Origin of the sequence: Rhizobium mulingense, from assembly GCF_029194105.1 — a bacterium.
GTDB classification, from domain to species: domain Bacteria; phylum Pseudomonadota; class Alphaproteobacteria; order Rhizobiales; family Rhizobiaceae; genus Rhizobium; species Rhizobium mulingense.
Window position 1 is genome coordinate 205,049 of sequence record NZ_JARFVE010000006.1, and the last position, 19,275, is coordinate 224,323.

At 61.3% G+C, this 19,275-nt stretch carries 16 protein-coding genes; 14 read left to right on the plus strand and 2 right to left on the minus strand.

Annotated elements, in window-relative coordinates:
• The 7 genes from rseP (at position 1) to lpxB (ending at position 8,105) form a co-directional block, all read left to right on the plus strand.
• Positions 1-1,125 carry an RIP metalloprotease RseP gene (gene rseP, locus PYR71_RS16055; protein ID WP_275620216.1) on the plus strand — a complete coding sequence of 375 codons (1,125 nt, stop codon included), beginning with the start codon at positions 1-3 and terminating at the stop codon, positions 1,123-1,125.
• 196 nt (positions 1,126-1,321) lie between these two features.
• Positions 1,322-3,661 carry an outer membrane protein assembly factor BamA gene (gene bamA, locus PYR71_RS16060; protein WP_275620044.1) on the plus strand — a complete coding sequence of 780 codons (2,340 nt, stop codon included), beginning with the start codon at positions 1,322-1,324 and terminating at the stop codon, positions 3,659-3,661.
• A gap of 50 nt (positions 3,662-3,711) precedes the next feature.
• On the plus strand, positions 3,712-4,779 hold the full coding sequence (gene lpxD, locus PYR71_RS16065; RefSeq protein ID WP_275620045.1) for a UDP-3-O-(3-hydroxymyristoyl)glucosamine N-acyltransferase: 1,068 nt from the start codon (positions 3,712-3,714) through the stop codon (positions 4,777-4,779).
• Positions 4,772-5,239, plus strand: coding sequence for a 3-hydroxyacyl-ACP dehydratase FabZ (gene fabZ, locus PYR71_RS16070; protein WP_064709042.1), 468 nt, complete (start codon positions 4,772-4,774; stop codon positions 5,237-5,239). Before lpxD ends, fabZ begins: the two co-directional genes overlap by 8 nt.
• On the plus strand, positions 5,236-6,054 hold the full coding sequence (lpxA, locus tag PYR71_RS16075) for an acyl-ACP--UDP-N-acetylglucosamine O-acyltransferase (RefSeq protein WP_275620046.1): 819 nt from the start codon (positions 5,236-5,238) through the stop codon (positions 6,052-6,054). The genes fabZ and lpxA overlap by 4 nt, the downstream gene beginning before the upstream one ends.
• Before the next feature lie 3 nt (positions 6,055-6,057).
• The gene (locus PYR71_RS16080; protein WP_275620047.1) at positions 6,058-6,939 is read left to right on the plus strand and encodes an LpxI family protein; all 882 of its coding nucleotides are present in this window, start codon (positions 6,058-6,060) and stop codon (positions 6,937-6,939) included.
• Positions 6,936-8,105, plus strand: coding sequence for a lipid-A-disaccharide synthase (gene lpxB, locus PYR71_RS16085; RefSeq protein ID WP_275620048.1), 1,170 nt, complete (start codon positions 6,936-6,938; stop codon positions 8,103-8,105). Before PYR71_RS16080 ends, lpxB begins: the two co-directional genes overlap by 4 nt.
• 35 nt (positions 8,106-8,140) lie before the next feature.
• Here the strand turns inward: lpxB and gltA are convergent, their stop codons facing one another.
• Positions 8,141-9,430 carry a citrate synthase gene (gene gltA, locus PYR71_RS16090; RefSeq protein WP_008526864.1) on the minus strand — a complete coding sequence of 430 codons (1,290 nt, stop codon included), beginning with the start codon at positions 9,428-9,430 and terminating at the stop codon, positions 8,141-8,143.
• A gap of 290 nt (positions 9,431-9,720) precedes the next feature.
• Between gltA and PYR71_RS16095 the strand changes: the two genes are divergently transcribed.
• Positions 9,721-12,153 carry a ComEC/Rec2 family competence protein gene (locus PYR71_RS16095; RefSeq protein WP_275620049.1) on the plus strand — a complete coding sequence of 811 codons (2,433 nt, stop codon included), beginning with the start codon at positions 9,721-9,723 and terminating at the stop codon, positions 12,151-12,153.
• Here the strand turns inward: PYR71_RS16095 and lexA are convergent.
• Complete coding sequence (lexA, locus tag PYR71_RS16100) at positions 12,134-12,853, minus strand: transcriptional repressor LexA (protein ID WP_275620050.1); 720 nt, start codon at positions 12,851-12,853, stop codon at positions 12,134-12,136. The genes PYR71_RS16095 and lexA overlap by 20 nt on opposite strands.
• A gap of 194 nt (positions 12,854-13,047) precedes the next feature.
• Between lexA and PYR71_RS16105 the strand changes: the two genes are divergently transcribed.
• The 6 genes from PYR71_RS16105 (at position 13,048) to PYR71_RS16130 (ending at position 19,263) form a co-directional block, all read left to right on the plus strand.
• Positions 13,048-13,944, plus strand: a complete 897-nt coding sequence (locus tag PYR71_RS16105; protein ID WP_275620051.1) for a VOC family protein — start codon at positions 13,048-13,050, stop codon at positions 13,942-13,944.
• Positions 13,941-14,786 carry a 3-deoxy-8-phosphooctulonate synthase gene (kdsA, locus tag PYR71_RS16110; RefSeq protein ID WP_275620052.1) on the plus strand — a complete coding sequence of 282 codons (846 nt, stop codon included), beginning with the start codon at positions 13,941-13,943 and terminating at the stop codon, positions 14,784-14,786. Before PYR71_RS16105 ends, kdsA begins: the two co-directional genes overlap by 4 nt.
• 141 nt (positions 14,787-14,927) lie before the next feature.
• The gene (gene eno, locus PYR71_RS16115) at positions 14,928-16,202 is read left to right on the plus strand and encodes a phosphopyruvate hydratase (RefSeq protein ID WP_183915775.1); all 1,275 of its coding nucleotides are present in this window, start codon (positions 14,928-14,930) and stop codon (positions 16,200-16,202) included.
• 135 nt (positions 16,203-16,337) lie between these two features.
• Entirely contained in the window at positions 16,338-16,658 is a 321-nt protein-coding gene (locus PYR71_RS16120) for an FtsB family cell division protein (RefSeq protein WP_183915773.1), read from the plus strand.
• A 145-nt stretch (positions 16,659-16,803) separates the two neighbouring features.
• The gene (pdhA, locus tag PYR71_RS16125; RefSeq protein ID WP_183915771.1) at positions 16,804-17,850 is read left to right on the plus strand and encodes a pyruvate dehydrogenase (acetyl-transferring) E1 component subunit alpha; all 1,047 of its coding nucleotides are present in this window, start codon (positions 16,804-16,806) and stop codon (positions 17,848-17,850) included.
• A gap of 15 nt (positions 17,851-17,865) precedes the next feature.
• Positions 17,866-19,263, plus strand: coding sequence for a pyruvate dehydrogenase complex E1 component subunit beta (locus tag PYR71_RS16130; RefSeq protein ID WP_275620053.1), 1,398 nt, complete (start codon positions 17,866-17,868; stop codon positions 19,261-19,263).
• Positions 19,264-19,275 lie beyond the last annotated feature (12 nt).

Genomic DNA, 19,275 nt, shown 5'->3' on the forward strand with positions numbered 1-19,275 from the left:
ATGAGCGGCCTATATACATTTTTGATGGGGAACGTCGTCACCTTCGTTCTTGTGCTGTCGCTGCTCGTCTTCGTGCATGAGATGGGGCATTATCTCGTCGGGCGCTGGAGCGGCATTCGCATCCTCGCCTTTTCCGTCGGTTTCGGCCCGGAGATATTCGGCTTCACCGACCGCCATGGAACACGCTGGAAGATTTCGGCAATCCCGCTTGGCGGCTACGTCCGCTTCTTCGGCGACGAGGATGCTTCGAGCAAGCCCGACAACGACCAGGTCGCTGCCATGTCCGAGGAGGACAGGGCGCGCTCCTTTGCCGGCGCCAAGCTGTGGAAACGCGCCGCGACCGTCGCCGCCGGCCCGATCGCCAACTTCCTGCTGGCAATCGCAATTTTCGCGGTTCTTTTCTCGGTTTATGGCCGCATGATCGCCGATCCAGTCGTTGCCGAAGTTGCGCCGGACGGAGCGGCTGCTGCCGCCGGCATCCTTCCCGGCGATCTGCTGGTTGCCATCGACGGCAACAAGGTCGAGACCTTCGACGACGTGCGCCGCTATGTCGCCATTCGTCCAAGCCAGAAGATCATCGTGACGGTCGAGCGCGGTGGCCAAAAGCTCGAGGTGCCGATGGTGCCGCAGCGGACCGACCGGACAGACCAATTCGGCAACAAGATCGAACTCGGCCAGATCGGCATCATCACCAACAAGGAAGCCGGCAATTTCCGCCTGCGAACCTACACCCCGCTTGAGGCGGTGCGGGAAGGGGTGATCGAAAGCGCAGGCATCGTCACCGGCACCTTCAAATATATCGCCAATATCTTCGCCGGATCGATGCGGGCCGATCAATTGGGCGGACCGATCCGCGTGGCGCAGGCGTCCGGCCAGATGGCAAGCCTTGGTATCGGCGCAGTGCTGCAGCTTGCTGCGACACTTTCAGTTTCGATAGGATTGCTTAACCTGATGCCGGTTCCGGTACTTGATGGCGGCCACCTGATGTTCTATGCGGTGGAGGCGGTGAGGGGCAGGCCCCTGGGCTCCAAGGCTCAGGAAATCGCGTTTCGCATCGGCTTGGCAATGATACTAACATTGATGGTTTTTACGACCTGGAACGACATAAGCGTGAGCTCAGGGTAAACGCGCAAGGTAAGGGAATTACTATTTATTTACGATGTTTCAAGGCTGTAGTGGCGAATGGGTCACGCTTCGAAATGAAGTAAACAGAAATTAACACCCTCCCTTGCTTGTATGTCAAAAGCGGGTAAAACGACACACGTGACCGGAATCGGGTTCTCCCGGGGACGGGGACGAGGGAAAAAAGGTAATAGGTGAAATGAAGGCTGGTTCAAAGTTTTTGAACGCAGTATCGGCGGTTGCGCTGTCTGCTAGTGTTGTTGCTTCGGGCGCAGGCGCTTTGACGTTCGTTTCCGCTACGGCCGCCGAGGCCGCGGTCATCCAGCGCATCGATGTGCGCGGCGCCAGCCGCGTCGGCGCGGAAGCTGTCCGGTCGAACCTGACCATCACGCCCGGCAAGAGTTTTTCGAACACCGACATCGATGACTCGGTCAAGCAGCTCTACGGCACCGGTTACTTCTCCGACGTCAAGATTTCGGTCTCCGGCGGCACGCTCGTCGTCAATGTCCAGGAGGCCCAGCTCGTCAATCAGGTCGTCTTCAACGGCAACCGTAAGATCAAGGACGACAAGCTCGCGACGATCGTGCAGACCCATGCTGCCGGTCCCTACAGCGACACGCAGATCCAATCCGACATCCAGGCGATCAAGGATGCCTACGCCGCCACCGGCCGCAGCGAAGTCGAAGTAACGACGCAGGTGGTGCCGCTCGGCGAAGGTCGCGTCAATCTCGCTTTCGTCATCAACGAAGGTGATCGCACGAAGATCGATTCGATCAATTTCGTCGGCAACAATGCCTACAGCGCCGGCCGTCTGGCTGCCGTCATCAACACCAAGCGTTCGAACTTCCTTTCGTTCCTGACCCGCAAGGATGTCTACAACGAAGACAAGCTTCACGCCGACGAAGAAGCGCTACGCCAATTCTATTACAACCGCGGCTATGCCGATATGCGCATCGTCTCTTCCGATGCGAGCTTCGACGAGGCAACCAACAAGTACACGCTCACCTTCAATATCGAGGAAGGTCAGCGTTACGACTTCGGACCGGTGACTGTCCAGTCGACCGTCGAAGGCGTCGGCTCGGATCAGCTGCTGCCGCTGGTGCGCACGAAGGAAGGCCATGTGTACAGCGCCAAGGAGGTGCAGAAGTCGATCGAAGCGATCTCCGATCAGGTGGCCTCTGCCGGTTATCCCTTCGCGCGCGTCACGCCGCGCGGTAACCGCGACCTCAACAACAACACCATTGGCGTCGAATATCTGGTCGACCAGGGCGAGCGCGCCTATGTCGAGCGCATCGAAATCCGCGGCAACAGCCGTACGCGCGATTACGTCATTCGCCGCGAATTCGACATGAGCGAAGGCGACGCCTTCAACCAGCAGATGATCACCAAGGCCAAGCGCCGCCTCGAAGCGCTCGGCTATTTCTCCTCCGTCAATATCTCCACTCAGCCGGGCAGCTCGCCGGATCGCGTCGTGGTGGTCGTCGACGTGCAGGATCAGTCCACCGGTTCGTTCGGCGTCGGTGCCGGTTATGCCGCCGGCGGCGATGGCCTGCTGCTCGAAGCGTCGATCGAAGAGAAGAACTTCCTCGGCCGCGGCCAGTATATCCGCATCTCGGCCGGCGGTGGTCAGGAAGGTTCGCGCGCCTACGGCGTCAGCTTTACCGAGCCCTATTTCCTTGGCTACCGTCTGGCGGCGGGCTTCGACGTCAATCACAGCGAGACGTCGAGCAACGACAACTACGATTACGAGGAAACCAGCGTCGTCCTGCGCGTCACCGCGCCGATCACCGAAGATCTGGCGACGACCTTCCGTTATAACTACAAGCAGATGAAGTATGACGCTGACAACGGCGATCTTGCCGACCTGTCGGCTCCATATCAGCACCTCGTCGAGGACAGCCCGTGGACGCGGTCTTCCATCTCGCAGACGCTGACCTACAATACGCTCGACGACACAGTCCTGCCGCGCGAGGGCATCTACGCGACGGCGACGCAGGAAATTGCCGGTCTCGGCGGTGACTCGCAGTTCTACAAGATCTACGGCAAGGCCCGTTACTACCACCTGCTCGCTGACGATGCCGATATCATCGGCTCGGTTTCGGCCTCGGCTGGTTATGTTGTCGGCTTCGGCGAGCACCTGAACGTCTTCGACCAGTTCACGCTGACCAACGGCGACATTCGCGGTTTCGAAAACAAGGGTATCGGCCCGCGTGTTGCCGGCACCAACGACGATCCGCTGGGTGGCACGACGTATTTCACGGCATCGGCCGAAGCGACCTTCCCGATGCCGGGCTTCCCGCGTGACTTCAATCTGCGCGGCGCGGTCTTCGCCGATGCGGGCACGCTGTTCGGCAACGACGTCGACCTCAGGGGTGACGGCATCGAGGGCGAAGACGCCTCGCTGCGCGCTTCCGTCGGCGTCGGCGTCGTCTGGCAGTCTCCGTTCGGTTCATTGCGTCTGGATTATGCAATCCCGGTCCTCAAGGAAGACTTCGACAAGACGCAAAACTTCAAGTTTGGCATCAACAACCAATTCTGATATCGGCAGTCCGGAACTGTAAGACTCAATTCCGTTCTGGAGCGTTGCCGATGGAGCAAAACGTTTTTTTTCTGCCCCATGAAGGTCTGAAGCTCGCTGAGCTGGCAGAGTTTCTTGGGGCGGAACTGGCCAATTCCGATCATGCCGATGTCATCGTCCGCTCCGTCGCTCCCATCAACCGGGCGCGGGCGGGCGACGTCTGTTATATCCTGTCGCGCCGCACCCGGGACGAGCTGCTGACCTGCCAAGCCTCGGCGGTGATCTGCGACAAGGGGCTCGCCGACCTCGTACCTCAGCATATCCCGATCATCTTGTCGTCCAATCCGCATGCGGCTTTCGCCATGGCAGGCGGCCTGTTCTACCCGGCAGCACTGCGCCCGGTCACCATTTCGCCGGGCGAAGGCGAGATCGCCCCGAGCGCGGTGATCGATCCGAGCGCCAAGCTGGAAAAAGGCGTGATCGTCGAGCCGTTGGCGGTTATCGGCGCGCATGCCGAGATCGGCGAGGGCACCCGCATCGGCGCGCACAGCATCATCGGCCCAGGCGTCAAGATTGGCCGGGGTTGTTCGATTGCTGCCGGCGCCAGCATTCTCTGCGCGCTGATCGGCAACGGCGTTATCATCCACAACGGCGTTCGTATCGGCCAGGATGGTTTCGGGTATGCGCCGGGTCCGCGCGGCATGATCAAGATTGTCCAGATCGGCCGGGTGATCATCCAGGATAATGTCGAGATTGGCGCCAATACCACGATCGACCGCGGCGCCATGGACGATACCGTGATCGGCGAGGGCACCAAGATCGACAACCAGGTCCAGATCGGCCACAACGTCCAGATGGGCCGCCATTGCGCCATTGTTGCGCAGGTCGGCATCGCCGGCAGCACGAAGATCGGCAACGGCGTGCAGATCGGCGGCCAGGCCGGCATCAAGGGCCATGTGACGATCGGCGACGGCGTGCAGATCGCAGCCAAAAGCGGTATCATGACCGATCTTGCCGCTGGCGGGCAATATGGCGGCATACCGGCTCGTCCGCTGAAAGACTATCTGAGAGAGGCGGCGCAACAAGTGTCAAAATCCAAGTTGCGCGGGCGGAACCCTGGAGGCAAGGAAAATGACTGAGGAAGCCACGACGACGCTTTCTTCGGCTGACATCATCGAGATCATGAAGCTGCTGCCGCATCGCTATCCCTTTCTGATGGTCGACAAGATCATTGAGATCGATGGCGACAACACGGCGATCGGCATCAAGAACGTCACGGTGAACGAGCCGCATTTCACCGGCCATTTTCCGGAGTCACCGATCATGCCGGGCGTGCTGCTGATCGAGGGAATGGCGCAGACGGCGGGTGCGATCTGCGCCAAGAAGGAAGGCCAGCCGGGCAACCTTGTCTACTTCATGACCATTGAGAATGCGCGTTTCCGCAAGCCGGTTGTGCCTGGCGATCGCGTCGAATTCCACGTCAAGAAGCACAAGCAGCGCGGCAATATCTGGAAATTTCATTGCGACGCCAAGGTTGACGGCGCGCTTGTCGCCGAGGCCGATATCGGCGCGATGATCGTTCGTAAGGATCAGGCATGAGCACGATTGCCGAAAGCGCCCGTATTCACCCGATGGCCGTCGTCGAAGACGGAGCCACGATCGGTGAGGGCGTGAAGATCGGTCCCTTCTGCCATGTCGGGCCGCACGTCGTCCTGCATGACAATGTCGAGCTCCTGGCCCATGCGATTGTCACCGGCCGCACCGTAATCGGCAAGGGCACGCGCATCTTCCCGATGGCGGTCGTCGGCGGCGATCCGCAGAGCGTGCATCACGCCGGTGAAGAGACGACGCTTTCGGTTGGCGCCAACTGCACGATCCGTGAAGGTGTGACGATGAACACAGGCACCGCCGATTTCGGCGGCCAGACGATCGTCGGCGACAACAATCTGTTCCTGGCCAATTCCCATGTGGCTCATGACTGCCGGGTCGGCAACCACGTCATCATGTCGAACAATGTCATGCTCGCCGGCCACGTCGTCATCGAGGATCGCGTCATTCTCGGCGGCGGCTCGGCCGTTCATCAGTTCACCCGCGTCGGCCGCCAGGCCTTCGTCGGCGGGCTGTCGGCAGTGAGTTACGACGTCATTCCCTACGGCATGTTGAACGGCAACCCCGGTCTGCTGGGCGGTCTCAATGTCGTGGGCATGACGCGCGCCGGCATCGACCGCGCCGTCATCCACAGGGTGCGCCGCGCCTACAAGGCGATCTTCGAGGGAACGGCCTCCGTGCGTGAGAACGCCGCGGCCATCCGAGAGGAATATGCCGATTGCGCAGAGGTGATGCAGATCCTGGATTTCATCGCCGCCGATAGCGACCGCGCCCTGTCCTCGCCGACCCGAGGTCAGAAGGGCTAGTCCGTGGCTTTATCAGGCGACACCGCGGCGGGCCGGCTGGCGATCATCGCCGGCGGCGGCCTTCTGCCTTCCTATGTCGCGGAAGCCGCACGCGCCGCTGGCGAAAATCCTGTTATCGTCGCCCTGAAGGACGAAAGCGACCGGCGTTGGGAAGGCTACGACCACGCCATTATCGGCATCGGCGATTTCGCCGCCCTCGATAGTCTTCTCAACCGTTATGGCATCGGCCGCGTGGTGATGTCGGGCAGCGTGCGCCGCCGGCCGGAATGGCGTGAGGTACGCCCGACGCTTCGTATTCTGATGAAGGTGCCGGCCGCGATCCGCACCCTGCTCTCCGGCGGCGACGATACGGTCCTGCAGATGGTGATCCGGCTGATCGAGGGAAATGGCCGGCGCGTCGTCGGCGCCCATGAGATCGCCCCCGACCTTCTGGCTGCCGTCGGTCCGCTTGGCGCCGTGACACCCGGTGACGAAGATCGGCGCGACATCAGTCGTGCTGCCGAAGCCGCCGAGACGCTCGGCCGGCTGGATGTCGGGCAGGGCGCTGTCAGCATCGGCGAGCGGGTTGTCGCGCTGGAAGGTCTTGAGGGCACCGATGAAATGCTCGACCGCGTCGCCGGCCTCAGAGCCGCCGGGCGCATCTCGGCGCGCCGCCGCGGCGTGCTCGTCAAGCTCTGCAAGCCGCAGCAGGATATTCGCGCCGACCTGCCGGCGATCGGCGTTTCCACGGTGTTGAACGCCGGCAAAGCCGGCCTTGCCGGCATCGCCGTCGAAGCCGGCCGCTCGCTGGTGCTTGATCGTGCCGCGGTCATCCGCGCCGCCGACGAGGCCGGGCTTTTCGTCTGCGGCATCGATCGCGGCCTGCCGGGATGGGGGCTAAAATGAACGGCGCGCCGCTGAAGATTGCCGTCATAGCCGGTGAGGTGTCGGGCGATCTCCTCGGCGCCGACCTCATCGCCGCGCTGAAGCGGATCCACGACGGACCGGTGGAACTAGTCGGCGTCGGCGGCGAGGGGCTGCAGGCGGAGGGCCTGCGATCCCTGTTCGATTTTTCCGAACTGTCGATCATGGGCATCACCCAGGTGCTGAGCCGGCTGCCGAAGCTGTTTGGCCTGATCCGCCGGACAACGGCTGAAATCATCGCCGCAAGGCCTGACATTCTGCTCATCATCGACAGCCCGGATTTCACCCATCGCGTGGCGAAGCGCGTCCGCACGGCGCTGCCGGATTTGCCTGTCGTCGATTACGTCTGTCCGAGCGTCTGGGCCTGGAAGGAATATCGCGCCGAGCGCATGCTTGCCTATGTCGATCACGTGCTCGCCGTCCTGCCTTTCGAACCGGCGACGATGCAGCGCCTCAACGGCCCGACAACGACCTATGTGGGGCATCGCCTGACCGCCGATCCTGCACTCCTGGAGACCCGACGCCTGCGCGCCGGAAGACGGCCCGGCAACGGCACCATCCTGCTTCTGCCCGGCTCACGGTCCTCGGAAATCCAGAAGCTCCTGCCGCATTTCGAGGTGGCGGTGAGCGAACTTGTCGCCCGCAACGGGCCGATGCGCTTCATCCTGCCGACGATGCGTCACAAGGAAGGGCTTGTGCGCGAATTGACGGCGAAATGGGCGATAACGCCGGAGATCGTTGTCGGCGCGGAAGCAAAGTGGAAGGCTTTTGTCGAAGCCGACGCCGCCATGGCGGCATCCGGAACCGTCATTCTCGAACTGGCGCTAGCCGACGTTCCCGTCGTCTCGGCCTACAAGGTCGACTGGATCATGCGGCTGCTGACATCGGGCATCAAGACCTGGACAGGGGCGCTGCCGAACCTGATTGCCGATTACGCGGTCGTGCCGGAATATCTGAACGATGTCGTTCGGGGCGCAAGCCTCGCACGCTGGATGGAAAGGCTGTCGGCCGATACCTACCAGTTGAAGGCGATGAAGGAAGGCTATGAGCTGATCTGGCAGCGCATGCAGACTGAAAAGCCGCCGGGCGAATATGCTGCCGAAATCCTGCTCGACGTGCTGAAAAACAAAAAACCCGGTCGTTTCTGACCGGGTTTTCGTTTGAGCCGATTGGTGTGAAGCGATCAGCGCTTCGAAACAGGGATGTAGTCGCGCTTCGGTTCGCCGACATAGAGTTGGCGCGGACGGCCGATGCGCTGTTCCGGATCCTCGATCATCTCGTTCCACTGCGCGATCCAGCCGACGGTGCGGGCAAGCGCGAAGAGGACGGTGAACATGGTCGTGGGGAAGCCCAGCGCCTTCAGCGTGATGCCGGAATAGAAGTCGATGTTCGGATAGAGCTTCTTCTCGATGAAATATTCGTCGGTAAGCGCGATGCGCTCGAGCTCCATCGCCACTTCGAGCAGCGGATCGTCCTTGATGCCGAGTTCGCCCAGCACTTCATGCGTCGTCTTCTGCATGATCTTGGCGCGCGGATCGTAGTTCTTGTAGACGCGGTGGCCGAAGCCCATCAGGCGGAACGGATCGTTCTTGTCCTTGGCGCGGGCGATATATTCCGGAATATGATCGACGGTGCCGATCTCGTTCAGCATGTTGAGTGCTGCTTCGTTTGCGCCGCCATGCGCCGGGCCCCACAGGCAGGCGATGCCGGCCGCGATGCAGGCGAACGGGTTGGCGCCCGACGATCCGGCGAGGCGGACGGTCGAGGTCGACGCGTTCTGCTCATGATCGGCATGCAGGATGAAGATGCGGTCCATGGCGCGGGCAAGCACCGGGTTGACCACATATTCCTCGCAGGGAACGGCAAAGCACATGCGCAGGAAGTTCGACGCATAGTCGAGGTCGTTCTTCGGGTAAACGAAGGGCTGGCCGATATGGTACTTGTAGGCCATGGCGGCGAGCGTCGGCATCTTGGCGATCATCCGCAGGCTGGCGACCATGCGCTGGTGCGGATCGGTGATATCGGTCGAGTCGTGATAGAAGGCCGACAGCGCGCCGACGCAGCCGCACATAACGGCCATCGGATGCGCATCGCGGCGGAAGCCGGTGAAGAAGCGGCTCATCTGCTCGTGCACCATGGTGTGATGCGTGACCCGATAGTCGAAGTCCTTCTTCTGCGCGGCCGTCGGCAGTTCGCCGTAAAGCAGGAGGTAGCAGACCTCTAGGAAGTCGCCATGTTCGGCGAGCTGCTCGATCGGATAGCCGCGGTGCAGCAGCACACCTTCGTCGCCATCGATATAGGTGATCTTAGATTCACAGGATGCGGTCGAGGTGAAGCCCGGATCGTAGGTGAAGGAAGCGGTGTTCTTGTAGAGAGCACCGATATCGATGACGCTTGGACCGATCGTGCCGCTTTTGACGGCGAGGTCGACTGATTTGTCACCGATTTTTATTGTTGCGCTTTGATCCGTCATGCTGATCCTCCGAAATGTCGGTGGCGCCACAAAAGCGCCATAGGGGTTAAGCGTCCTTTGCGATAGCTATATGATCGCGAGGCTAATGCCAAGTTACCGTGACGGCATTTTGTGCATTGCGGCATCACCTTTTAGGCACTGCAGCGATGAGCAGCACGCATAGCGGAAACCGATGATTCGACTGGCCTTTTCGCACTTGCGATTTTCGCTCGCATTTCAATCGATTATGCTTGCCGGATTTGCTCGGAGGTTGCATTCTGGCTGCTTGGAAGGGTGAGTTCGGGCGGCGCATGCAGGAATTGACGACAGTCGAATTGCGGCCGCAAGCGGGCGTCGGTCTTGCCGATCCAGCCGATCTTCCTGCCCCTGCCGCGGTGATGCGGCCGGCAAGAACCCAGTCCGCGATGTCGTTGCGCCATCGGCTGCCGGTGGCAATGACACAAGCACTCCATGCTTGCGGCCGGATGCTAAGCGAGGAGGCCGACCATGGCCGCCTGCTCTTATTCTCGCCGGTCTTCCTCGGTGCCGGCGCCGCATTCTGGTTTCTTGCTGCAACGGATTTTCCTCTCCTTCCATCGTTGCTCTGCCTCTCGGTGCTGATGCTTGCCGTGCTCGTCGCCGGCCGCAGCCGGCCGGGCTTGCGGGCGACGCTTATGGCGCTTGCCCTCGTGGTATGCGGCATGCTCTGCGCGCAGCTCGAAAGCTGGCGGGCCTCGACTGTCATCCTCGATTCATCCGTGACGACGACGGTGACCGGTCGCGTCGAGCGGCGCGAAGGCGATGATCGTGGGCGGTGGCGCTATGTTCTTACTGTCACCGGCACCGAGGCGCCACAGGTGAAGCGGCCTCCAAGGCGCATAACTGTGATCGCCCGCGGCGCCGATGCGCCATTCGAGATCGGTGACATCATCACCGGCCGAGCACGGTTGACGCCGCCGGCGGGGCCGGCACTTCCCGCGCTCAACGACTTTTCCTTCGGTGCTTATTTCGATGGCATCGGCGCCAACGGTTTCTTCTACGGTGCGCCGGAGAAAGTCGATTCGCAGACGGGCCCGCAGCCTGCGAGATCGCCGCCCGAAGCTCTGCTCGAATGGCTTTACCAGTTGCGCAGCCGCATCGGCGATCGCATACGCTCGATTCTGCCCGGCGACACGGGCGCTTTTGCCGCTGCTCTGGTGACCGACGAGCGGCGCGCAATTTCAAAGGAAACGACGGAGGCGCTGCGCCAGTCCGGCCTTGCGCATATCGTGGCGATCTCGGGCCTCAACATGGCGTTATCGGCCGGCATCTTCTTCGTCGGGTTCCGGATGCTGCTCAGCCTTGTTCCGGGTGTCGCTCAAGCCTACGCGACAAAGAAGATCGCCGCTGGCGGCGCGCTCGTCGCCGTTACAGCCTACTTCCTGATCTCAGGATTCGGGGTTTCGGCCGAACGCGCCTTCATCATGATGGCGATCATGCTGATTGCCGTCTTCTTCGATCGGCCGTCGATCAGTCTGCGCAATGTCGTTCTCTCCGCGCTCGTCATCATCGCCATTTCACCCTCAGAAGTACTGGGTCCGAGCTTCCAGATGTCCTTTGCCGCGACTTTGGCGCTGGTGTCGGGCTACCAGCTTTGGAAGGACCGGCGTGTGCGGGAAAACCCGTTGCTGAAGCTGCCTGCCCTGCGGCCGGTCGTGGCGGTCGCCGGCTTCTTCGGCGGCGTCTTCCTGACCTCGTTGATCGGTGGCTTTTCCACGGCGTTGTTTGCTGTTGAGCATTTTCATCGCCTGACAGCTTATGGCCTGCCGGCGAACCTTGCGACGATGCCGATCATCTCCTTCATCGTCATGCCGGCGGGGCTGCTGGCGATGTTGCTCATGCCGTTCGGCCTGGACGCTCCGCTCTGGACGGTGGTCGGCTTCGGCCTCGATCTGGTGATTACGGTCGCCAAGACGGTGTCCGGCTGGGGCGGCAATATCGACCTCGGCCGTTTGCCCGGCTGGTATTTCGCCGTCGCCGTGGCAGGCTTTCTGCTGTTAACGCTGCTCCGCACCCGATTGCGCCATGTCGGCACGTCGATCCTCGCCGTCGCGACGCTCATTGTGTTGATACTGCCGGGTTCCCGGCCGCCGGATCTGGTGATATCCGAGGATGGTGGTTTGGTCGCGCTCATCGCGCCGGCGGCGATGGCTTCCAACCGTGAAAACCCGCCGGACTTCATCTTCGACCAGTGGCAGAGAGCGCTGGTGCTGCCGACGCACCACCCGCCGAAGATGCTGGATGGGCCTGCCATCCCGGCGCAGGGTGATGACCGCCGGGTCAGGCTTTCCCGCGATCAGCAGAATGAAGCGAGGACGGCAATGGTGGCCGCCGCAGCCGGCGGTGAGGCAAATCGGTTTTCTTGCGTGAAGAAGGCTTGGTGTATAGCCAGGCTCGGCAATGGCCATGTCGTCGCCGTCATCGACAATGCCGCCTATCTCGGCCCGGCCTGCGACGCCGGCGTGGTTGTCGTGACCTCGGTGCGCCTGCGGTTCGACCGCTGCCGCTCGGGTGCGACACTCTTTACCGGCGAGACGCTGCGCAGGACCGGTTCCGTTGAATTGCGCTTTGCGCAGACGGGATTCGAGGTCGCAACCGCATTCAGCGCCTTGTCGCGTCCATGGATGCGCCACCGCGCCTATGATTGGCGCAAAGACGGTTTTACCGAATCCGGACCGTCTGCTGTCAGTGATAACGGCGAATGAGGCCGACCAGCTTGCCCTGCACCTTGACCCGGTCGGGCCCGAAGATTCGGGTCTCGTAAGCCGGGTTGGCGGCTTCGAGGGCGATCGAGGCACCCTTGCGGCGAAAGCGCTTGAGCGTCGCTTCCTCGTCGTCGACCAGGGCAACGACGATATCGCCGGGACTTGCGGTGCTGCCGTTGCGGATGATCACCGTGTCGCCATCGAAGATTCCGGCGTCGATCATCGAATCGCCCTTGACCTCCAGCGCATAATGCTCGCCTGAGCCGAGCATATCCGCAGGAACGATGATGTCGTGCGTGTTATTCTGGATCGCCGAGATCGGAACGCCGGCTGCGATCCGGCCCATTACCGGCACGGACACAGAGTTGCCGTTGTCGGCGATCGGCTTTGCGGCAGCTGGGGCGGCGACCGGCTGGGGCTTGCCGAGGCTGCCTTCGATAACGCTCGGCGAAAAACCGCGGCGCGGCTGAAGACTGGGGCTATAGGCCTCCGGCAGCTTGATCACTTCCAGGGCCCGGGCGCGGTTCGGTAGGCGGCGAATGAAACCACGTTCCTCGAGCGCCGTGATCAGGCGATGAATGCCGGATTTCGAGGCGAGATCCAGGGCATCCTTCATCTCGTCGAAAGAGGGCGGAACGCCGGATTCCTTCATGCGCTCATGAATGAAAAGGAGAAGCTCCTGTTGTTTGCGCGTGAGCATCGACGTAGACCCCGTGATTGAAACAAATCCAGAACAGACACTATATGTTCCATATGTGTTCCGCAAGTAGCTAAATTTCCGTAAAACTTCGCGCCAACTCGTCGAGATTTTTGTTTTCATTCGCCGGATTGGCGCACATGTCTTGCATTGGGGGTGGTGCTGTCGCACATCTCTGGCGTGTCAGGAGGGATATCATGATCGCACATTCCGCCAAACCGCACCCGCTGGATCATGTCGTCCTACCAGTCGTCAATATCGACCTGGCGCGCGAAAGGCTCGGCAAGCTCGGCTTTACCGTCGCCGCCGATGCGCGCCATCCGTTCGGAACGGAAAATGCCTGCGTTTTTTTCGCCAACAAAACCTATATCGAGCCGCTCGGCGTGGCGAGTGTCGAGGAGAGCGAGACAGCGGCCCGCCAGGGCAATGTCTTCATCGCTCGCAATCGCGCCTTCCGCTTCCGCTGCGGCGAGGAGGGACTTTCGGCGCTGGCCTTTCTCACCGAGGATGCCGGCCTCGATCATCGGCGGTTCGTCGGCAACGGCGCGAGCGCCGGCGAGATGCTGCAGTTCAGCCGGTCGATGCGGATGCCGGACGGTTCGGAAAGCGTCGGCAGCTTCAAACTGGCTTTTTCAGGAGATCTGCGCGCGCCCGACTTCTTTCTCTTCACCTGTCAGCGCATCAATGCCTTCCCGGCCGGTCGCGCCGCCCTGGAGACGCATGCCAATGGCGTAACCGGCATTGCCGAGATCGCGCTTTGTACGCCGGAGCCGGCGGCGTTTGCCGCGTTCGTTGGTCTTGCCGCCGGGCAAACGGCGGTGGAGAAAACCGGTTTCGGCATGAAGATCGCCGCCTCGAATGCCAAGATCAGCCTGATGACGCCGGAAGGGCTGGAGGCATATTTCGAGCTTGTCGTTTCCGCCGCCGATCGTGGCCTGCGCGGCCGGGCAATCCTCTTCACCGTCACCGATCTTGCCGTGACAGAAGCGCATTTGGCTGCTAACGGAGTGACATACACACGCAAGAACAATCGCATTCTGGTGAAGCCCACGCCCGGGCAGGGCGCGCTTTTTGCCTTCGAGGAACCACGATGAGCACTGATACCAATTCCGAGGTCAAGATCGGCGAAGGCGAAGGCCAGATCACCTTTTCCAATACCGGCCGCTTGTCGCTGATTGCCGGCCCCTGCCAGATGGAGAGCCGCGATCACGCCTTCATGGTTGCCGGCACGCTGAAGGAGCTCTGCGCAAAGCTCGGCATCGGCCTCGTCTACAAGAGTTCCTTCGATAAGGCGAACCGCACCTCGCTCTCGGCCGAACGCGGCATCGGGCTTGAAAAGGGCATGGAGGTCTTTGCTGACCTGAAGAAGGAATTCGGCTTCCCCGTCCTGACCGACGTTCACACCGCCGAGCAATGCGCCGAGGTGGCGGAGGTGATCGATGTTCTGCAGATCCCCGCCTTCCTCTGCCGCCAGACCGATCTTCTGATCGCCGCCGCCAGGACCGGCCGCGTCGTCAACGTCAAGAAGGGTCAGTTCCTCGCCCCCTGGGATATGAAGAACGTCCTGAAGAAGCTCAATGCCAGCGGCAATCCGAACGTGCTGCTGTGCGAGCGCGGCGCTTCCTTCGGCTACAACACGCTGGTTTCCGACATGCGCTCGCTGCCGATCATGGCGGCGATGGGCGCGCCCGTCATTTTCGATGCGACCCATTCCGTCGCCCAGCCGGGCGGGCAGGGCGATTCCTCCGGCGGTCAGCGCGAATTCGTGGAAACGCTGGCGCGGGCAGCCGTGGCGACGGGAATTGCCGGCGTCTTCCTCGAAACCCATCAGGACCCCGACAACGCACCGTCCGACGGCCCGAACATGGTCTATCTCAAGGACATGCCGCGACTGCTCGAGAAGCTGCTTGCCTTCGACGCGATCGCCAAGGCCTGACTTTCAACAGGCTGACATGATCGTGGTTTAGGCCACGACGGAATGCTGGTTCGGAGGCCGGAAATTGCGGCATTGTAATTTGCTCGCCTTCGATTATGACAGGCTTCGAACGATTGATCACCCACCGAGCAGGAAGAACCCATGACTGCAATCACCGATATCATCGCCCGCGAGATCCTCGATAGCCGTGGCAATCCCACCGTCGAAGTCGACGTCTATCTCGAAGACGGCAGCATGGGCCGCGCGGCCGTTCCCTCGGGCGCTTCGACAGGCGCCCATGAGGCGGTCGAGCTGCGCGACGGCGGCAAGCGCTACCTCGGGAAGGGCGTCGAGAAGGCGGTCGAGGCCGCCAACACCGAGATATTCGACGCCATTGGCGGTATCGACGCCGAAAACCAGATCCAGATCGACAACATCATGATCGAACTGGACGGCACGCCGAACAAGTCGCGTCTCGGCGCCAACGCCATCCTCGGCGTGTCGCTTGCCGTCGCCAAGGCTGCCGCCCAGGCCTCCGGCCTGCCGCTTTACCGTTATGTCGGCGGCGCTTCGGCGAGCCTGCTGCCGGTGCCGATGATGAACATCATCAACGGCGGCGCCCATGCCGACAATCCGATCGACTTCCAGGAATTCATGATCCTGCCGGTCGGCGCCGATTCGATCGCCGAAGCCGTGCGCATGGGTTCGGAAGTGTTCCATACGCTGCGCAAGGAGCTTGCAGCTCAGGGTCACAACACCAATGTTGGCGATGAAGGCGGTTTCGCGCCGGGCCTGAAGAGCGCTTCGGAAGCCCTCGACTTCATCGTCAAGTCGGTTGAGAAAGCCGGCTACAAGCCTGGTGAGGACATCTACCTCGGCCTCGACTGCGCCTCGACGGAATTCTTCAAGGACGGCAAATACGTGCTCGAAGGTGAAGGTCGCACGCTCGAATCGGGCGCCATGGCCGAATATCTGGCTGAACTTGCCGCCAAGTACCCGATCATTTCAATCGAAGACGGCATGGCCGAAGACGACTGGGACGGCTGGAAGGCGCTGACCGATCTGGCCGGCAAGACGATCCAGCTCGTCGGCGACGATCTCTTCGTCACCAACTCCGCCCGTCTTCGCGACGGTATCCGCATGGGTGTCGCCAACTCGATCCTGGTCAAGGTCAACCAGATCGGTTCGCTGACGGAAACGCTCGATGCGGTCAATACGGCGCATAAGGCAGCCTACACCGCCGTCATGTCCCACCGCTCCGGCGAGACCGAGGATTCGACCATCGCCGATCTCGCGGTTGCCACCAACTGCGGCCAGATCAAGACTGGCTCGCTGTCACGTTCCGACCGCCTCGCAAAGTACAACCAGCTGATCCGCATCGAGGAGGGCCTCGGGCCCCAGGCTCAATACGCCGGCCGCTCGATCATCCGCGGCTGATCGATCTGACGTCAATTGCTTGACCCGCGCCGGCCCGGCGCGGGTTTTTTATCGCCTGATTTTTACGGTCAACGAACGGTTAATCTCTGCGCACTATGCTGAACGAATTGGTAATGCGTTCAAGAGCATACGTGTATGTGGACAAAGCATCATAAGAAGAGAAAGCTCGGCCGCTTCGTCATTCCGGCCATGACGGTCGCCTTCCTTTCCTATTTCGGTTATCATTGTGTCCATGGCGATTACGGCCTGCGGGCGACGGAGACGTTCGAGCGTCAGCGTGTCGCGCGCGAAAAAGAGCTTGCGGTGTTGAAGGCGAGGCGCGAACATCTGGAAAACCAGGTCGCGCTTCTCAGTGACGGTTCGCTCGACAAGGACATGTTGGACGAAAAGGCGCGATATCAGCTGAATATGTCGCGTGCGGACGAGATCGTCATATTCAACCATTACTCCAATTAACCTGGATTCGGTTAACGACAATTTATGTTTTGTTTCCAACGGTTTAACGCCGAATACGAGCCATGCAATTATGGCATTGCTGTGGTCAAATTTCTTCCCTATGGTACGCGCCACCGAGAAACGACAAACCCATAGGGAGGGTTGAATGGCGCCGCGAAAGACCGCGACCGTTTCCAGCCGCAAAACTGCAGCAAAACCAGCAGCCAAAGCATCGAATGGAGGCCCGGTAGCCGACTTCGATCGGGATGAGGAACTCAAGGCCTATCGCGAGATGCTACTGATCCGCCGCTTCGAGGAGAAGGCTGGTCAGCTTTATGGCATGGGCTTCATCGGCGGCTTTTGCCATCTCTACATCGGTCAGGAAGCTGTTGTGGTCGGCATGCAGATGGCGCAGAAGGAAGGCGACCAGGTCATCACTGCCTACCGCGACCACGGCCATATGCTCGCAACCGGCATGGAAGCGCGCGGCGTCATGGCTGAGCTGACCGGGCGCCGCAGCGGCTATTCCCACGGGAAGGGCGGCTCGATGCACATGTTCTCGAAAGAAAAGCATTTCTACGGCGGCCACGGCATCGTCGGCGCCCAGGTTTCGCTCGGAACCGGCCTTGCCTTTGCCAATAATTACCGCGGCAACGGCAATGTGGCGATCGCCTATTTCGGCGACGGCGCTGCCAACCAGGGCCAGGTCTATGAGAGCTTCAACATGGCCGCTCTCTGGAAGCTGCCGATCGTCTATATCGTCGAGAACAACCGCTACGCCATGGGCACGTCGACCGCCCGCGCCACCGCGCAGTCGAATTACTCGCTGCGCGGCTCCGGCTTCGGCATCCCCGGCATCCAGGTCGACGGCATGGATGTCCGCGCCGTCAAGGCGGCGGCCGACGAGGCGCTTGAACATTGCCGCTCCGGCAAGGGCCCGATCATTCTCGAAATGCTGACCTATCGTTACCGCGGCCACTCCATGTCGGACCCGGCGAAATATCGCTCCAAGGAAGAAGTGCAGAAGATGCGCTCCGAGCAGGATCCGATCGAGCAGGTCAAGGCGCGCCTCATCGAAAAGGGCTGGGCCTCGGAAGACGATCTGAAGGCGATCGACAAGGATGTCCGCGACATCGTCGCCGACAGCGCCGATTTCGCTCAGGCCGATCCGGAGCCGGATGCATCTGAGCTCTACACCGACATTCTGCTCTAATCGGGGAGGGAACCCATGCCTATCGATATCCTCATGCCCGCCCTTTCTCCGACGATGGAAGAAGGCACGCTGTCCAAATGGCTGAAGCAGGAAGGTGACAAGGTCACCTCTGGCGACATCATTGCCGAAATCGAGACCGACAAGGCGACGATGGAGGTCGAAGCCGTCGACGAGGGCGTCATCGGCAAGCTGCTCGTCGATGCCGGCACCGAAGGCGTCAAGGTCAACACCAAGATCGCCGTGCTGCTGCAGGATGGCGAATCGGCCGACGCGATTTCCACCGCTCCTGCTGCTGCGCAACCGGCTCCGGTCGCTGCTCCGCAGGTTGCCCAGGAAGAAAAGCCGACCAATAGCGGTTCTGCTTCCGCACCGCTTCCGGCCGAGCCGAAGGCTGCCGTTCCGAGTGACCCGGAAATCCCTGCCGGCACCGAAATGGTATCGATGACGGTGCGCGAAGCGCTTCGAGACGCCATGGCCGAAGAAATGCGCGCCAGTGACGACGTCTTCGTCATGGGCGAGGAAGTCGCCGAATATCAGGGCGCCTACAAGGTCACCCAAGGCTTGCTGCAGGAATTCGGCCCCCGCCGCGTCATCGATACGCCGATCACCGAACACGGCTTTGCCGGCGTCGGCGTCGGCGCCGCCATGGCCGGCCTTCGCCCGATCGTCGAATTCATGACTTTCAACTTCGCCATGCAGGCGATCGACCACATCATCAACTCGGCCGCCAAAACGCTTTATATGTCCGGCGGCCAGATGGGCGCTCCGATCGTCTTCCGCGGTCCGAATGGTGCGGCTGCCCGCGTCGGAGCCCAGCACAGCCAGGATTATGCCGCCTGGTACAGCGCCATCCCCGGCCTGAAGGTCGTCATGCCCTACACGGCATCCGACGCCAAGGGCCTGCTGAAGGCTTCGATCCGCGACCCGAACCCGGTCATCTTCCTCGAAAATGAAATTCTCTACGGCCAGCACTTCGACGTGCCGAAGCTCGATAATTTCGTTCTGCCGATCGGCAAGGCCCGCATCCATCGTTCGGGCAAGGACGCCACGGTCGTCTCCTTCGGCATCGGCATGACCTATGCGACGAAGGCGGTTGCCGAACTCGAAAAGATCGGCATCGACGTCGAGCTGATCGACCTTCGCACCATCCGGCCGATGGACCTTCCGACGGTCATCGAATCGGTCAAGAAGACCGGCCGCCTGGTCACCGTCGAGGAAGGCTATCCGCAATCCTCAGTGGGCACCGAAATCGCCACCCGCGTCATGCAGCAGGCCTTCGACTATCTCGATGCGCCGATCCTGACGATTGCGGGCAAGGACGTGCCGATGCCTTACGCCGCCAATCTCGAAAAGCTGGCGCTTCCGAACGTCGGCGAAGTCGTCGATGCGGTGAAGGCTGTTTGCTACAAATAAGGGGAGGGTATC

What these genes read in the sequence shown, in the direction of transcription:
- lpxA (WP_275620046.1), top strand. Translation starts at nt 5,236, where the DNA reads ATGAGCACGATTGCCGAAAGCGCCCGTATTCACCCGATGGCCGTCGTC.
- gltA (WP_008526864.1), bottom strand. Translation starts at nt 9,430, where the DNA reads ATGACGGATCAAAGCGCAACAATAAAAATCGGTGACAAATCAGTCGAC.
- lpxD (WP_275620045.1), top strand. Translation starts at nt 3,712, where the DNA reads ATGGAGCAAAACGTTTTTTTTCTGCCCCATGAAGGTCTGAAGCTCGCT.
- PYR71_RS16130 (WP_275620053.1), top strand. Translation starts at nt 17,866, where the DNA reads ATGCCTATCGATATCCTCATGCCCGCCCTTTCTCCGACGATGGAAGAA.
- rseP (WP_275620216.1), top strand. Translation starts at nt 1, where the DNA reads ATGAGCGGCCTATATACATTTTTGATGGGGAACGTCGTCACCTTCGTT.
- PYR71_RS16105 (WP_275620051.1), top strand. Translation starts at nt 13,048, where the DNA reads ATGATCGCACATTCCGCCAAACCGCACCCGCTGGATCATGTCGTCCTA.
- PYR71_RS16120 (WP_183915773.1), top strand. Translation starts at nt 16,338, where the DNA reads ATGTGGACAAAGCATCATAAGAAGAGAAAGCTCGGCCGCTTCGTCATT.
- lpxB (WP_275620048.1), top strand. Translation starts at nt 6,936, where the DNA reads ATGAACGGCGCGCCGCTGAAGATTGCCGTCATAGCCGGTGAGGTGTCG.
- eno (WP_183915775.1), top strand. Translation starts at nt 14,928, where the DNA reads ATGACTGCAATCACCGATATCATCGCCCGCGAGATCCTCGATAGCCGT.
- kdsA (WP_275620052.1), top strand. Translation starts at nt 13,941, where the DNA reads ATGAGCACTGATACCAATTCCGAGGTCAAGATCGGCGAAGGCGAAGGC.
- bamA (WP_275620044.1), top strand. Translation starts at nt 1,322, where the DNA reads ATGAAGGCTGGTTCAAAGTTTTTGAACGCAGTATCGGCGGTTGCGCTG.
- PYR71_RS16095 (WP_275620049.1), top strand. Translation starts at nt 9,721, where the DNA reads ATGCAGGAATTGACGACAGTCGAATTGCGGCCGCAAGCGGGCGTCGGT.
- fabZ (WP_064709042.1), top strand. Translation starts at nt 4,772, where the DNA reads ATGACTGAGGAAGCCACGACGACGCTTTCTTCGGCTGACATCATCGAG.
- pdhA (WP_183915771.1), top strand. Translation starts at nt 16,804, where the DNA reads ATGGCGCCGCGAAAGACCGCGACCGTTTCCAGCCGCAAAACTGCAGCA.
- lexA (WP_275620050.1), bottom strand. Translation starts at nt 12,853, where the DNA reads ATGCTCACGCGCAAACAACAGGAGCTTCTCCTTTTCATTCATGAGCGC.